Here is a 15,255-nt window from a genome sequence, read left to right on the forward strand (position 1 = left end):
CAAGAATGATGTTTCGCGCAGAGACGCAGAGACGCAGAGAGGACGCATGCCGACCGAACTCTGCGTCTCTGCGTTTCTGCGCGAAACTAATAATTGGTTTGGCTCTGCCTGCATTACTTCTCTAGCTTCTTGTCGAGGATGAAGAAGCCGCCGCCAGAAGATTCGCTCGACTTGGGTTTTTTCTTGCCGCCGTAGGCTGTTGGCTGACGAACTTTTTCGCTATAGAGCAGATTGATGTTGCTAAGTGTCTCTTCCACTTGCTTAAGAACATGAGGAACGTGTCTCGCAATCACTCGATCCTGCATAACGACAAGGAATGCGTCATCGCCACCGACTTCTGAATTGCTTTCCCAATCGACTGATTTCATAACAGCGTCACGGATAATTTCCTGTGAGCGCTCGGGTTGGAAATCGAAACCGTAACTGACTCGAAACGACCTTGTTAGCGGTACATTGGCTGGGGGCTCTTGCCTGACTTGCTGGTTGTCACGGGGTCGATCGGCGTCTATTTGGGCTTTGACGTCCCGCAGGGTATCCAGCAAGGCTTCGATATGGCGATGAACGTGATTGGTCTGCAATACGATCAGTATGCCGGGGCCGAGGTGCCTGATGTCACCCTTGCCGGTTCCGTTTCCTTGCCAACTATCGGGCTCGACGCATTCGGTAATGGCACCGACTATCTTGTCATACTCGGCCCAAGCGCTCGCTGCGAGTGGTCGTTCTAGGTAGTTGAGGTCTAGTAGATCATCAATTTTGTAGACGCGGATTTCTAGGCAATCCTCGGCTTCATCCTCGCTAGTGATTAGTAGAACCTCGTTGTTGACAACATAGGTTAGGTCTTCGACTTCGCGAAACAACAGATTGAGAGCCGATCTCAGCGTGACGTTGCGAAGACTGATCGTCACTTCGGCTTCTTCAGAAATCGCCAGTGCTTCGAGTGCAGGTCGGTCAAACAAAATGGGAATTTCATAATCGAGCGAGATCTCCTGCAGGATTTGATTGAGCGGCCTTTCCCGGTAATCGATTGGTATCGAAAGAGGTCCGTCGAGTGCCGCTTCAATTCGCTCACTCGCGGCCCGGTCTTGAGCAGATGAAATAGCAAGGCCACGGTAAGGATCTACCACGCGCTGTCCAGAACCGGTCACCAAACTAAGGTTCAGCGGTTTCGTTTCTTTGGGTTCAGACGAGTCAGGCTTCGAGTTGGACTGGGATGCCTCGCCATTCACCTCCAAAAACTCGGAGGGCCACGCGCCAAACAGATCTGACGAACCTCCTGCATCAGGCGCTTGTTCTTGGGCGTCGGCTAAGCCGCAAGCGGCGGCAAGAGCTACGCACCCAACAAGTGCGAACACTGCGCAGCGTTGGACATTCAAGCTTCTGTTCATGACACGCCTCCTTTGTTTCGCGAATGAATCGCGAAATTAGAGTTGTTCCCCAGGCGACCGGTTCCGGCGCGGTCGCATGCTTATTGCGTAGTGTAGGCGCAAGTGGGCTGGGGTGTCAAAAAACGTTCGAGGAGGGCTATACCACTCTTATCGCACAAATCTTCCACCGCTGGTGTAGCGGCCACCGGGTTGGTAGCGGCACCAAGAGAGATCGACCTCGGCGTTGAGCTTGCCGAAGCGTGGATCGTCTACCGAGAGCCTCGCTCGACGGTCGGTAATCGGCGCGTCGTGCGTGAACGCTAAGCCTCGCTCGCTGAAATCGCGCAGCTCAATCTCGCTGGGCTCGCCCGGCATGCCGTGGGGGTCCAGCGGGATGATTTGGGCTCGCAAGGTAAAGGGCTCGTCGCAGCCGGCACTCTTGGAACGCAAGAATTCGCGAACACGCTCTAATAGCAAGGTAGCTTCTGAAGTGAGCGACTGGGTGCGGCCAGCCAGGACGTCGAGAGATTTGGCGGCGATCATGGTGAGGGATAGGGAGTCGAGGCGGGATTGGGAGGACAATCGCATAGACAAGCCTTCGCATCACGATGTTCGAGGCGACCGTGGGACAGCGCTGAAAGAAGCCATCACCTAGAACGTCAGGTCGCCGGGAATCTGGGTTTCCGGGAACTACGTTCCCAGAAAAAAGCCCAGCGAACCCATCGGCGGAGGGAGGGGAATCGCCGATGGGTCGCTGAGTGGATGCTGAATTCTTGCCAAGCGGGGATTCGGAGAAATCCTTGTTAGCTATTTGTCGGTACTACAGGATGCTACGCAGTGCGGGAGGGTTAAGTTCGCACAAACAAAAGAATCTTGTTTCTCGACAGCTCCGTGATTGGCAAGTACTTCAGCTATCAAAACTTACCCGACAAGCGGCCAACCGCAAATACGAGTTTCAGATTCTTCTAAGAAATATCCAGGGGAAGTTCGCGCCAATCGTCGCGGAAGGCAAACTTCCACAAAAACAGGGTAGCTGGGTAAATTTGGGGGATTGTAGCTAGGGCTGCCGTAGGGCAGAACGAAGCACCAATTGTTGATTTTGAGTGCAACTGAGGATGAGTGAAGCAGAGTAGCAATAGCCGCGAGATAACATCTCGCAGGAGCGCAGGAGAATGGCTCGCCTCAACAGAGTTCACCGGCGGGCCGTTGGCCCGCGGCTATTGGGGGGTGAATGGCGTGGTGCGGCGCTTACTCCAGCGCTTTGATCGCTTCAATCACCTTCTCGTCGTGGCCGTCGACCTTCACCGCCTTCCAAACTTTTGCGACTTTTCCTTGGGCATCGATGAGGTACGTGCTGCGCTGGATGCCCATTTTCTTCTTGCCGTACATATTCTTCTCCCGCCAAACCCCATACTTTTCCGCCACTTTGTGCCCCTCATCGGCAAGCAGCGGGAAATTCAGCTTGAACTTGTCGCGGAACTTGCCGTGGCTTTCCACGTCGTCCGGGCTTACTCCCAAGACCACGGCTCCCAGTTTTTTCATTTCCTTCTGGCGATCGCGGAACGCACAGGCTTCCTTAGTGCACCCCGGGGTATCGTCCTTGGGGTAGAAATAGAACACCACAGGGCTGCCCGCGAGATCCGCCAGGCGAACCTTACTGCCATCGTCTGCTGTCAGGGTAAATGCGGGGGCCTTTTTGCCCGGTTCAATCCAATCGCCCATGAATGAAGCCTTTCTCAGATGTTCAATAAACCGCAAAGAGCGCTAAGGGCGCAAAGATCGAATTGCGGTAGTGAGATAACCCAAAGGAACTACAGGAACGCATTTTGGACCATGCTCATTTGGATTCCAGGGGGCTCGTTGCACGCATTCATGAAATTGGTTGCTGGGCAGCTGACGATCACTGATAAACCTACTGGACTGAAGCTCAGAAGTTTCTTGGCGCTCTTTGCGTACTTTGCGGTTCCCAGAGTGTGTAGCCCTCGCCTGTTGGGGGCAATCTGGGTAGAATCTGCCGGTTCAAGCACTGACGTAATCAGTCGTACGCAAACATGAAGGTGAGGAGTCCCATCGTCGAAACGAGTTCCCAGAGCACGCCCAACCCTGAAAATGGGGCTTCCGAGCGCAGCTTAGAGCTAGCGATGGCCGCTGCGCGCACGGCCGAAGATAATCGCGGCGAGGATATCGTGATTCTCGACATGCGCGAGATTACCCCCGTGTTCGATTACTTCGTGCTGGCCACGGGCAAGAGTCGCCGCCAACTCCACGCCATGAGCGAAGAGATCGACCACAAGCTAGAGGACGATCTCAAAGACAAGCGCATGGGCATCGAGGGTTACAGCGAAAGCCGCTGGATTCTACTCGACTACGGCAACGTAGTCATTCACCTGTTCGACGAAGAGACTCGTGAATTCTACGCGCTCGAGGACTTTTGGAACGGCGCGAAACGTGTGCCGTTTGGAGATCAAAGTGACGTCGAGGAAGCGAACGACGAGGGAACGACCAATGACCAGGCCTAAATGACCCAGGATTGGTTTCTTCTTCTCTTGGTCATTGTTGATTGGTCATTCGCCCTATGAATCTACTCGCCGAATTACGCAGCCGTTTTGCAACAGCCCTTGAGTCCCTTGATGGCGCGGACCTGTCCGACATGGTCTTGCCAAGCCAAGATCCTAAGTTCGGCGACTACCAGGCAAACTGCGCCATGCCGTTGGGCAAGCGGCTCGGTCGACCGCCGCGCGAAATAGCTACCGAGCTGGTCGAGAAGCTTGGTGTGGCCGACCTGTGCGAACCGCCAGAGATCGCTGGCCCTGGGTTTATCAACCTCCGCGTGAAGACCGCTCGCATTGCCGAGTTGGTAGGCGACGCGCTCGTCGACGAACATCGCTTGGGTGTGCCAACAGCTACCGAGCCACGCAACATCGTGCTGGATTACTCCTCGCCCAATGTGGCCAAGCCGATGCACGTGGGGCATATACGCTCGACCGTCATCGGCGACGCACTTGCCCAGGTGCTGAAATTTCTCGGCCACAAAGTGATCACCGACAACCACATCGGCGATTGGGGCACGCAGTTTGGCATGATCGTGTACGGCTACAAGAACTTTGGCGACGATGCCAAACTGGCCGAGGCGCCGGTGGGAGAGCTCACGCGGCTCTACCGCTTTGTGAACTCGCTGGTCGACTACCACGCGCTGCGCACGAAAAAAATCCCCGAGGCTGAACTGGCCATCGATCAACAGCAGCTCGCCGTTGAGAAGCTCAGTTCGGAGCCCGTTCCAGAGGACCAGAAGGCCCAGAAGAAGGCCGCCAAGAAATTAAGACAGGCTGAGGGCCTGTTGAACGACTGTCGTAGCGATTTAGTGGCACTGCAGCAAAAGCTCGTCGATGCAGAGAACGACGAACAACTGATCAGTGTCGCGAAAGAGCACGCGGACATTGGGCAGAAGGTGCTCGCGGAAACCGCAGCGTTGCATGCGGGCGACGAGGAAAACGTCGCCCTGTGGAAACGCTTCCTGCCTGCTTGCCTTGCAGAGATGGACGCCATCTACGAGCGGTTGAATGTCTCCTTCGATCACACCCTGGGCGAAAGTCATTATCACGACCAACTTGCTGAAACGATAGCAAGCCTCGAAGAGCAAGGCTTGGTGAAAGTGAGCGACGGTGCGAAGTGTGTGTTCCTCGAAGGGCAAGACGCGCCGTTCATCGTGCAGAAACGCGACGGTGCTTTCTTGTACGCCACGACTGATCTCGCCACGATCAAGTATCGCGTTGAAAACTGGCAGCCCGATGCGCTTTTGTACGTCGTGGATCATCGCCAGTCGCTGCACTTCGAGCATCTGTTCGCCACCACGAAACTGTGGGGAGAAAAAGACACACGGCTTAAGGATCTGGAATTAGAGCACATCAGCTTTGGCACCGTCCTTGGCGAAGATGGCAAGCCATACAAAACGCGATCCGGCACGGCTGTCGGTTTGAGCGGACTGCTGGACGAAGCCATCCAGCGCGCCCTGGCAATCGTGAGCGAGAATGACGACGCTCGCGCCGAGCCACTACTCTCCGCCGAAGAACGCCAGACGGTAGCAGATCGCATCGGTATTGGCGCGATCAAGTACGCGGACCTCGCCCACAATCGCACGAGCGACTACGTATTCAGTTACGACAAAATGCTCGCTATGACCGGCAACACGGCTGCGTACATGCAGTATAGTTACGCCCGCGTGAGCAGCATCTTCGGCAAAGCGGGCGTCGATCGGCAGCAACTACGCACTAGCAACCCCACGATCGACCTCAACACGCCCGCAGAACGCTCGCTCGCTTTGGCACTCTTGCAATTCAGCGAAGCGCTCACCCGCGTAGCGAGCGACTATCGGCCCAATCATTTGACTTCCTACCTGTTCGAACTAGCGAGCAAGTACTCTTCATTCTTTAGCGAGTGCCCAGTGCTCAAGGCAGAAAGCGATGAGCTTCGCACCAGTCGTCTCGCGCTGTGTGATCTCACAGCCCGGACGCTCTCGCGTGGTTTGGAGCTCTTGGGCATTGAAGTTGTGGAGCGGATGTAGGGCTGAAGATTGCACTTCAGCATGTGCGGTCGTTCTCATCCACCCGCAACACCAAAGGCACTCGGCGTGGCCGCTTGAGGTCGTGCATTGCGGCGGCAATCTGCTGGGGACTCTCGCGTACGGCCTGACGCTGGCCAGGATTCGTTGCTGAATTCCCTTCCCGGCCGAATTACAATGGAATCACCCAGGGTGTTTCCTCTGCACATCGGGATGGTTCGTCTCGCCTGCTGAACCGACTTTTGCACTCGGTCCGTCCTACTGTCCGCCGCACTTGGGCTGGAATGCGTGACTATCGCAAAGCAAAAGTCGGCAGCGGAGCTAGCGGAGTGTTAGCTCGTTTTGCCTTGAAACATAGTCTGTGCAGGACCTTGGAAGGTCAACTCGCAGAAGACTTTTGCACGCTGAAACGTGGTTAGAGAGCAAAAGTCTTCACGGCACTGCGGTAATCCGGGGTACTTACAGAGTATTTGCTGGCTAGCTAGACTGTGCCGAAAGGTCCCTGCAGCAAGTTTTAACACTGCCAAGTTTCAAGATAGCCCCCCATGAATATGAATCGTTCCAAGCAATCCTGGCTTCTGATAGCTGGTACCCGTACATGTATGGCAGTACTCCTGGCGATTGCTCTCGTCGGGCCACAGCCTGCGCGGGCGCAGGAGGATGGGAAGCCAACGATAGCCCCGTCCGCAGAAGCCACATCGGCGGCGGCAATGCGCGTGGAGACCAAGCTCGACGAGTTAGAAGAGTGGATCGCAGGTGGCGAGGAGAATAGCAAGAAGCTCCTCCACTGGCAGGGCTACTTGAAGCTAGACGACTTGCGTGAGGAGCTTGACGCCGAAGAGCCCGACCCAGCAGTCGTCATGCGCATCTTGCGTCAGTTCCGCACCGAAGCGAAGGGGCTCCATATGGGGCCGTTTAGGGCCGTCCACAATGCATTGAATGTTTGGTCGCAGCAATTGAAAACGCCTAAGGGAAGCGACCTTGCCGATTACGCTCGCGCCGCCCGTGGCGATCACACACCAATCACCCAGGACGAGCTGATTTCCGAGCGAGCCAAACTACGTAGTTCTGTTCAAGCTTTAGAACAATCGCTAAACGTCACCCCGTACGCTGGCACTTGGAAAGAATTCCTGCAGTGGGAACTGCTCGAACCTCAACTGTCAGACGAATCAAAGGTCACACGCGAATCGCTTACCGATCTGGAGATCGTGCTCAGGCGATTCCGAATGAACAAGCCCGGGCTGGAAATCGATGCGTTTCGAAATGTCGCTGATCGTCTCGAAGCGTTCATTCCTACGGTCACTTGGGCCACCACCGCAAAAGTGCGCGATGCGAGTGCCGCCTACGATGGACTATTAAAAAGCTTGGAAGAACAACTTGATCGTCATGGGAGGCAACCCACCGGCGAGACCCAATGGAAAGTAAGCCGCGTGTACGAGTTGGCCAAGCAGTTGGGCGATTCGCCCCAGCTAGTGAGTGCCATGCACAGTCGCTTGAGCCAGCCGAACCTGTTTGTGCGCGTCTCTGAGGGTATGATCAACCGCACCGCGCAACGGCCGGTGACCAACCAACAACCGGTGGTCGATTGTATTTTGGGCACGAGTATCCGTGGCACCGCATGTACTCAGGGCAGGGTCACTTTTCACACGCAGCCTGCCGACGACCAAATCGTGATCCAGACGCTTTTCACCGGGCAAACTGCTTCCAACACCATCGGCTACAACAAGCCGGTGAACATCTACAGCACGGGCACCACGAGTTTCAATTCATTAAAGCAATTGGTATTTACTGATGATGCGTTCTACGTAGGCGCGGCCAGTGCGAAGGCCGTGACACGCACTCGAATCAACCGCATCAGCAAAACGGGAGGACAATTTGGTCGGAAACTTGTCGAGAAGATCGCTTGGAAAAAAGCAGGCGAGAGTAAAGGCCAGGCAGAACGAATCGCCGCCAGCCATGCGGAAACCAAGGTCGCCACGGGGTTCGACGAGCAAGTCTTCCCGGCAATGGTCAATGGTCGTAAGCGATATCTAGAAAAGGTCATCACGCCACTGATGCGACGCGCATTGAAGCCAGAGTATTTGCGCATGCACTCCACGAGTCATGGCATCGGCATTGATACCCTCATTGCCCGGTCAACGCAGTTAGGAGCTTCTGTGCCTGCGCCGCCTTTAATGCCGGGGCACGACTTGTCGTTCCAAGTGCATGAGTCGGCCGTGAACAACTATTTGCCGCTAGCGCTTGCCGGAGTCACAATATCGCAAGACGAAACCGACCTCGCCCCGAAAGTAACCGGCGATGCGCCTCCCTGGCTGAATAGAATTTCCGAAGTGCGTAAGTCGGCGAAGGATGTGACTGATGAGGTGGTCGATACACTTGAACCCGTGTTGGCAGATCCTAATGCAGATTCTGATCCTCAAGAAGGCGACGAGGGCGAGCATGCGTTCCAGCCTTGGTCGATCACGCTCAACAACGATTTCCCCGCGAGCGCTAGCTTTGGTGATGGCAATCTGGCCATTCGTATGCGGGCCTCGTTGCTTGCTTCCGGTGAGCGCGAGTTCAAGAATTGGGACTTCATCGTCACTTACAAGTTCGTAAAGAACGACAACGGCATTTTGCTGCGAAGAGTCGGCAAGATTGAGGTCTTGCCGACGGGCTTCGACCCCGAGTGGGACAAGAAGATGTCCACCACGAAGAGCGGCTTCCGCAACACGCTAGCAAAAAACATGAACGACCGAGCCGACCGCGGGGAGAGCTTTCCCAAGGAAATTCCCATCCCGCCGATCACCATACCCGACCTGGGAACTCTGACGCTTCGCCAAATCGATAGCGAAGCTGGCTGGCTCACCCTCGGCTGGGGACTGCCGTAACCGCCGCTTGCGGCTTAGCTGCGCTCGCCAATACGCGATCACTTGCTAGCATGCGTCCCTAGCCAACACGCGTCCCATCGCCAGCACTGCTAGCAAGCCTTTCTTTGTCGATTTGGCGTGAATGTCAAAGTTTGCCGATTGGGGCGTCGATAACGATTGAGACGTCTCTGCTGCCTGAGCTGCGCGTGGATTATTTCGTGCGTTGCTCAAGCAAGTCGGGCCTTGTCCGGGGGGGCAAGTCGGTCGCAACGCGTGCGACCGGAGTTACGACGCGGCACGCTCGCTTACTTCAGCGAGCTTGCCCATGGCTAGGAAAGCAAACGTATGTCCCCGCTTCGCTCGCTCGCACTAACGAATTCAACCAGCAAGAAATCTCTTGCACTGTTGTTGTGCGTACTCACGTTCGCCACCGGCTGCCAGCCGATTCAGCCTGTGTTCTTCCGCGAGGATGGCGATCTGTCGCATTACCTAGACGTCGCAACAGAGATCGAATACCCGGATGTGTGCGCGGTGCCGCTTGAGGAAGTCACCTCTGCCCAAGCTCCCCTGACGTTGGAGAACGCTGAGAACTTCGACGTCTGGGATCTAACGATGGAGCAGGCGACACGACTCACTCTCCAGAACAGCAACGTCATGCGACAACTGGGTGGCCGGATTGCCGATGGCGGACAGAATATTGCAGCTACTACGCCAGAGACCATTTCCGCCAGCAACGGTGCGAACCTAACGACCACTTACGATGCGGCTATTGTAGAAACGGGCACCGGCACCGGCACAGGCAGCGCCTTTAGCGGCACCGGTGTCGAGGCGGCTCTCAGTGAGTTCGACGCGCAGCTCGATAGTAGTCTTACCTGGAACTACAATGACCGTCCCCAAAACTTCGGCCTCGCTTCAGCACCCGGCTTCTTCGCGCCGCAGTTCCGTCAAGACCTCGGAATCGGCACATTAGGCGTCACGAAGAGCACGGCCGACGGTAGCACGTTCGAAATTCGCAACAACACGAACTACGAACAAAACAATAATGGTAGCCGCACGCAGCCAAGCGACTGGACCACCAACTTCGAAGCCGCGTTCAGTCATCCGTTGCTGCAAGGTCGCGGCACGCAATACAACCGCATTGCCGGCCTTCAGTCCTTCCAGCAGGCAGCGGGCGGGTTAGTGAATAACATCGACGGCGTAATGATCGCCCGTATTCGCCACGACATCACACTGGCGGATTTCGAGGGTGGAGTTCGCAACCTCATGCGGGACGTCGAAGACGCCTATTGGGAACTCTACTTCGCGTATCGCGATCTCGATTCGCGTAAGATCGGGCGTAACAGTGCGCTGGAAACCTGGCGCAAGATCAAAGCCCTCCAAGAAGCGGGTGGCGAAGGTGGCGAGGCTGACAAGGAAGCCCAAGCACGCAGCCAGTACTATTTGTTTACTGCCCAACTTGAGACAGCGCTTACGAATCTGTTCCGTGTCGAAAATCGACTCCGCTACATCATGGGTATCACCCACAGCGATGGTCGCTTGATCCGACCGATCGACGAGCCGACTACTGCCCAGGTTCACTTTGATTGGGCCTCCATCCACATAGAGTCCCTTTCTCGCCGCGTCGAAATCCGCCGCCAGAAGTGGCAGGTCAAACGCCGCGAGTTGGAACTCATCGCCTCACGCAACCACTTGCTTCCTCGTTTGGATCTTGGCGGACGCTATCGCTGGCTCGGTGCGGGCGACCAGCTGCTTCGTTCCGATCGCAACGGAATCGCCCCCTTCGCGGATGGCTCCAATGCGTTTGAAGTGCTCACCGGAGGCGACTACCAGGAATGGCAGGTCGATTTGCAGTTCACGTTGCCTATCGGATTCCGCCGGGCACTTAGTGGAGTGCGTCATCACCAGTTGTTGCTCGCTCGCGAACGAGCCGTGCTGCAGGACTTGGAACTAGAAATCTCTCACCAACTTGGCGATTCTGTGCGGGACGTCGCTCACAACTACGGCGTCGTCAAGACAAACTTCAACCGTCGCGTCGCTACGCAAGACCAGGTAGAGGCTGTGGAAGCTATCTACGATTCTGGTAGCGTCACCCTCGACTTGCTGCTCGAGGCTCAACGACAACGGGCAGAAGCGGAAAGCGCCTACTACCGATCGTTGGTCGATTTCAATCGTGCGATCATGCGAGTCCATTACCGCAAGGGATCGCTACTAGAGTACAACGGCGTTTACCTGGCTGAGGGCCCTTGGCCAGGCAAGGCGCAGTTCGATGCATTGCGACGTGCACGCCAGCGTGACGGCAGCCATCAAATCAACTACGGTTACACGCGACCCTCGGTCATCAGTCGCGGACCGCAAGCCCAAGTCGGCGTGCAAAACCAAAACCCAACGATGAGTCCCGCAATGTCGACACCGATGCCGCTACCAGCGAATGCGGAATACCTGCCGATTGTTCCCGAAAACGAAACCAATGGAGCGACTGATCAGGGAAACGGTACCGATGCACTGAATAACTTGCAGGAAGCCATCCCCGCGCCGGCGCCCGATCCGGAGGCCGCCACATGGCCCCAGGTGCCCAGTGCCGTGAATGAAGTCTTACAAGCCACACACTTGCAGCCGTTGCCGCAGCCCTTGCCGCAGCCGGCGCTTACCAAACAGACATCGGCTACGTCCCCTGAGACACAACCCTCGGCGATTAACTACGGTTCTTCTCAAGCTGCAGGGCTCAGCGGTTGGATATCCGACAATACCCAACCCTCAGCAGCTAGTAGCCTACCAGCGACGCCTCCCACCGATTTCTGAGCTGTTGCAATGAATCAGCACTAGTATCGTTGGAATCGGCTAGCCGGTAAGATTAGCGAGAGACATCCTCTACGCTAGCTTCCGGTTTCAGTTTCTCATGTTCTTTTCATTCGATGGCATCGACGGTGTAGGAAAAACTACGCAGATCGAACAGTTTTGCGACTGGGTACGCGGCATCGAGGGAGAGGGCACTGATCGAGAGGTGGTCTTCTGCCGCGATCCGGGCACTACTGCACTTGGGGAACAACTTCGCGAGATCCTTCTCAACAGCGACGAGCAGACCGCTATTTCCGCCCGCAGCGAAATGCTGGTCTACATGGCGGCTCGGGCACAGCTCGTGGAAGAGATCATCAAGCCGGCTCTCAAAGACGGAAAGACAGTCGTTTCCGATCGCTTTCTGCTGGCGAACATCGTCTATCAAGGCTATGCCGGCGGGCTGGAGGTTGAAGCCGTTCGCACGGTTGGACAGGTAGCGACCGCCGGTATCTCGCCGGACTGCACCTTCCTGCTCGACATGGACCCCGCCGCAGCTTTGGAACGCATGGGAACTGAACTCGATCGCGTCGAAAGCCGGGGGGATGCGTATCGCAAGGAGTTGCGTAAAGGTTTTCTATCCGAAGCTCAATCGATGGGCGACAGCGTGCATGTGATCGATGCCAGTCGTGACATCGAAACAATTCAGCAAGAAATCCGCGCGATTGCGAAGCAACTGCTTTAGTTTAACGGCGGACGATATCTAACGGACGAGCGACCGATGACGCCGAGTTTTCTAGAACCGTTTCCATTGGCTTGGTGTTCGCAATCGCATGTTCCGAACATTAGACGCGGTACATCAGGTGCAACCGTATCGAGGCACCGAGTCCGATATCGGTCGCCCCGGCACTTCTGTGTTGCTGAAGTCGAGAAAGTCATTTACGTTGGCTGAGAAAGAAGGCGCCGCAGCGCTGCGCAGTGCCAACGTCGCCAAGCCAAGAGTTTGAAATCGCATGCGGAGTCTCGTTCGTGAAAGTCCGATTGATCCCTGCCGACTTGCTCGATCAGCGCAACGCTGATACCGTTGTTAGATAGTTTGCGAACGGTCGCGATGAGGTAATGGCATGAACGAATCAATTGATAAGAAACAAAATTGTGACTGTGACAACCAGCGGTGGATTGCCGAAATCGAACGATGGTGGCAGTCACTATGGAACTGAGCCTAGCAGTTGCGGCCGACAATCTTCGCCCAGCACGATTGCAAATGGCGTTTACGCTGGGTTTTCACATCATTTTGGCTTGTCTCGGTGTCGGGCTGCCTCTGCTGATGCTTGCTGCGGAATGGCGATACCTAAAGACGGGAGATTTGCTGTGGAAAACGCTAGCTCGACGGTGGTCCAAAGCATTTGCTGTGATGTTCGCGATTGGTGCCGTGACAGGAACAGTTCTGTCGTTCGAGCTGGGGCTACTCTGGCCCGAGTTTATGGGGCGATGGGGAGCTGTCATTGGTTTGCCGTTCACGATGGAGGGGTTCGCCTTTTTCGTTGAAGCAATTTTTGCCGGCATCTATCTCTATGGCTGGGATCGACTGCCGAAGCGAGTCCATTGGCTGACCGGATGGCCGGTGGCCATTTCGGGTTTCTTCTCGGCGTTCTTCGTTGTAACCGCGAATTCATGGATGAACGCTCCTGCCGGGTTTCGTCTCGTTGAAGATAAGATCATTGATGTCGACCCGTTTGCGGCAATGTTCAATGTGGCGACAGGTGCGCAAGTGACCCACATGATCGTGGCAGCATATCTGGTAACAGGATTCTCAGTCGCTTCTTTTTACGCAGTGCAATTGCTCAAACGAGTCAGTGCATATGATCGCCGCGCGTTTACCCTGAGTCTCCTACTTGCTTTGCCGCTCGTTCCCGTGCAGATGATTGTCGGCGACTGGTCAGCGAAAGTTGTGGCCAAGTCGCAACCAGTAAAGCTCGCCGCGATGGAGGGCATATTCGACACAACGACACGAGCCCCACTTCACATTGGCGGTATTCCTAACGAGAAGACAAAGACAACCGACTTTGCGATCGCAATTCCCGGTGCGCTGTCGTGGATGGCCTACGGCGATATTGACGCAGAAGTCACGGGGCTAAACGATTTTCCCGCTGAGGATATTCCGCCCGTGGCAGTCGTCCATATTGCATTCCAAATCATGGTTAGTATTGGTGGGTTCATGATGCTGGTCGCTCTCTGGTGTCTTGTTGTATTCATCAAAAAGCGAAGATGGCCCGAATCAAAAGCGTTCTTAGGGACCGTCGTTCTATTGGGACCGCTGTCAGTGATTGCTCTTGAAGCTGGCTGGGTAGTGACGGAAGTTGGTCGGCAGCCGTGGATCGTTCAGGGGTACATGCGAGTTAGTGAAGCGGTTACACAAGCTCCTGGTGTCTGGAACGTCTTCTACTTGACGTTGGCGATCTACTCAGTGATAGGTGTTGCGACCGTGTCGATTTTGCGCCAGTTGGCCAAGGTTCCCGTTGTGGAGACCAGCGATGGGGCCTGACGATCTACTACTACTTGTGATGCTTGTGGCACTTACTTTGTACGCATTGCTGGGCGGTGCGGACTTTGGTGCAGGGGTGTGGGAATTTACGACAGCCTTGCAATCGACCGACAAGCAACGACAGCACATCTACAAAGCAATCGGACCCGTGTGGGAAGCCAACCATGTTTGGCTGATATTCGTGCTTGTCATACTAATGAACGGCTTTCCCGTTGCGTTCGCCGCGTTAAGCCGAGCGCTATGGTTGCCGCTGCTGCTCGCTCTTTGTGGGATCGTCTTTCGCGGGGCGGGATACGCCTTTCGCTCGTACAGTCGGGGCACCGGTCGCGAACTTGCCATGTGGGAATCTGTATTCGCGATTGCGTCGACCGCGACACCGCTGTTTCTCGGTGCCAGCGTGGGAGCGGTTGCTTCAGGACAGCTTGCCATAGCGGCAGATGGTCAATACGAAGCGAGCCATCTGACTGGGTGGATGTCGTCGTTTGCTGTCTTTACAGGATTCTACGCTGTTGGAATGTGCGCTTATCTTGCTGCCGTATACCTCGCCAGAGAAGCTGCTGTTGCCAAGGAGGATGACCTCACGCAGCTATGGCGACAACGATCGCTCTCAACCGGGTTATGGATGGGCCTGTTGTCAATCGGCGGTTTGGCGATGGTGTCGATTGAGGCTCCGACTCTGGCGGCAGGATTTGCGCATCGTGGATGGCCGCTAGTTGTCGTTTCATTAGCTTGTGGCATCGGTTCGCTGATTGAAGTCTGGCGAAATAATTTCCTGCGAGCCGTCATCGCATCGTCAGGTGCTGTCGCAGCGGTGCTCTGGGGTTGGGCTGTCTCACAATATCCGTTGATTGTTCCACCGACTATTACCAGCGGAGTTTCCAAAGCACCCGACAATATTCTTTGGACGATGCTGGTGGTAATCACCGTCGGAGCCGTTTTCTTGCTCCCTTCGTTGTCCTACTTGTTCGTGCTGTTCAAAAGTAATAGACAGAGACCCTACTAATCCAAAAGTGTGCCACGAGGATAACTCTCCTCAGCAGTCCTGTGAGCATTGCCTTGGGCGCAGATAGGGCTTGCCACTGCTAGAGAGCACGTCGATCCACAGATCGAAGCAGTGGGCACAAACTGTTCAGAATCCTGATCATGCCTGCCTTTGGTCTGCTTTTG

Annotated in this window: 11 protein-coding genes; 8 read left to right on the plus strand and 3 right to left on the minus strand. The window is 55.5% G+C overall.

The window, feature by feature from the left end:
- Nucleotides 1–113: 113 nt before the first annotated feature.
- From HG15A2_RS03250 to bcp, 3 genes are all read right to left on the minus strand, one after another.
- A complete protein-coding gene (locus HG15A2_RS03250) occupies nt 114–1,385 on the minus strand; it encodes a hypothetical protein (protein ID WP_145057791.1) in 1,272 nt (423 codons plus the stop codon).
- Nucleotides 1,386–1,532: 147 nt separating this feature from the next.
- On the minus strand, nt 1,533–1,907 hold the full coding sequence (locus HG15A2_RS03255; RefSeq protein WP_145057793.1) for a hypothetical protein: 375 nt from the start codon (nt 1,905–1,907) through the stop codon (nt 1,533–1,535).
- Nucleotides 1,908–2,612: 705 nt separating this feature from the next.
- The gene (bcp, locus tag HG15A2_RS03260) at nt 2,613–3,086 is read right to left on the minus strand and encodes a thioredoxin-dependent thiol peroxidase (RefSeq protein WP_145057795.1); all 474 of its coding nucleotides are present in this window, start codon (nt 3,084–3,086) and stop codon (nt 2,613–2,615) included.
- Nucleotides 3,087–3,415: 329 nt separating this feature from the next.
- On the opposite strand from bcp, the gene rsfS reads away from it, so the two are divergent.
- The 8 genes from rsfS to HG15A2_RS03295 all read left to right on the plus strand — a co-directional run bounded on the left by rsfS (nt 3,416) and on the right by HG15A2_RS03295 (nt 15,091).
- On the plus strand, nt 3,416–3,883 hold the full coding sequence (gene rsfS / locus HG15A2_RS03265; protein WP_145057797.1) for a ribosome silencing factor: 468 nt from the start codon (nt 3,416–3,418) through the stop codon (nt 3,881–3,883).
- 56 nt (nt 3,884–3,939) lie between these two features.
- Nucleotides 3,940–5,925, plus strand: coding sequence for an arginine--tRNA ligase (gene argS, locus HG15A2_RS03270; RefSeq protein ID WP_145057799.1), 1,986 nt, complete (start codon nt 3,940–3,942; stop codon nt 5,923–5,925).
- 548 nt (nt 5,926–6,473) lie between these two features.
- Nucleotides 6,474–8,792, plus strand: coding sequence for a hypothetical protein (locus HG15A2_RS03275; protein ID WP_145057801.1), 2,319 nt, complete (start codon nt 6,474–6,476; stop codon nt 8,790–8,792).
- Between the two features lie 324 nt (nt 8,793–9,116).
- The gene (locus HG15A2_RS03280) at nt 9,117–11,570 is read left to right on the plus strand and encodes a TolC family protein (protein WP_145057803.1); all 2,454 of its coding nucleotides are present in this window, start codon (nt 9,117–9,119) and stop codon (nt 11,568–11,570) included.
- A 97-nt stretch (nt 11,571–11,667) separates the two neighbouring features.
- Nucleotides 11,668–12,288 carry a dTMP kinase gene (gene tmk / locus HG15A2_RS03285; RefSeq protein ID WP_145057805.1) on the plus strand — a complete coding sequence of 207 codons (621 nt, stop codon included), beginning with the start codon at nt 11,668–11,670 and terminating at the stop codon, nt 12,286–12,288.
- A gap of 88 nt (nt 12,289–12,376) precedes the next feature.
- Nucleotides 12,377–12,550, plus strand: a complete 174-nt coding sequence (locus tag HG15A2_RS23775; protein ID WP_218932300.1) for a hypothetical protein — start codon at nt 12,377–12,379, stop codon at nt 12,548–12,550.
- A gap of 203 nt (nt 12,551–12,753) precedes the next feature.
- Entirely contained in the window at nt 12,754–14,088 is a 1,335-nt protein-coding gene (locus HG15A2_RS03290) for a cytochrome ubiquinol oxidase subunit I (RefSeq protein WP_246117869.1), read from the plus strand.
- Entirely contained in the window at nt 14,078–15,091 is a 1,014-nt protein-coding gene (locus HG15A2_RS03295) for a cytochrome d ubiquinol oxidase subunit II (protein WP_145057809.1), read from the plus strand. The genes HG15A2_RS03290 and HG15A2_RS03295 overlap by 11 nt, the downstream gene beginning before the upstream one ends.
- Nucleotides 15,092–15,255 lie beyond the last annotated feature (164 nt).

It is taken from the genome of Adhaeretor mobilis (assembly GCF_007741515.1).
Lineage (GTDB): Bacteria > Planctomycetota > Planctomycetia > Pirellulales > Lacipirellulaceae > Adhaeretor > Adhaeretor mobilis.

What these genes read in the sequence shown, in the direction of transcription:
- HG15A2_RS03250 (WP_145057791.1), bottom strand. Translation starts at nt 1,385, where the DNA reads ATGAACAGAAGCTTGAATGTCCAACGCTGCGCAGTGTTCGCACTTGTT.
- HG15A2_RS03255 (WP_145057793.1), bottom strand. Translation starts at nt 1,907, where the DNA reads ATGATCGCCGCCAAATCTCTCGACGTCCTGGCTGGCCGCACCCAGTCG.
- bcp (WP_145057795.1), bottom strand. Translation starts at nt 3,086, where the DNA reads ATGGGCGATTGGATTGAACCGGGCAAAAAGGCCCCCGCATTTACCCTG.
- rsfS (WP_145057797.1), top strand. Translation starts at nt 3,416, where the DNA reads ATGAAGGTGAGGAGTCCCATCGTCGAAACGAGTTCCCAGAGCACGCCC.
- argS (WP_145057799.1), top strand. Translation starts at nt 3,940, where the DNA reads ATGAATCTACTCGCCGAATTACGCAGCCGTTTTGCAACAGCCCTTGAG.
- HG15A2_RS03275 (WP_145057801.1), top strand. Translation starts at nt 6,474, where the DNA reads ATGAATCGTTCCAAGCAATCCTGGCTTCTGATAGCTGGTACCCGTACA.
- HG15A2_RS03280 (WP_145057803.1), top strand. Translation starts at nt 9,117, where the DNA reads ATGTCCCCGCTTCGCTCGCTCGCACTAACGAATTCAACCAGCAAGAAA.
- tmk (WP_145057805.1), top strand. Translation starts at nt 11,668, where the DNA reads ATGTTCTTTTCATTCGATGGCATCGACGGTGTAGGAAAAACTACGCAG.
- HG15A2_RS23775 (WP_218932300.1), top strand. Translation starts at nt 12,377, where the DNA reads ATGTTCCGAACATTAGACGCGGTACATCAGGTGCAACCGTATCGAGGC.
- HG15A2_RS03290 (WP_246117869.1), top strand. Translation starts at nt 12,754, where the DNA reads ATGGAACTGAGCCTAGCAGTTGCGGCCGACAATCTTCGCCCAGCACGA.
- HG15A2_RS03295 (WP_145057809.1), top strand. Translation starts at nt 14,078, where the DNA reads ATGGGGCCTGACGATCTACTACTACTTGTGATGCTTGTGGCACTTACT.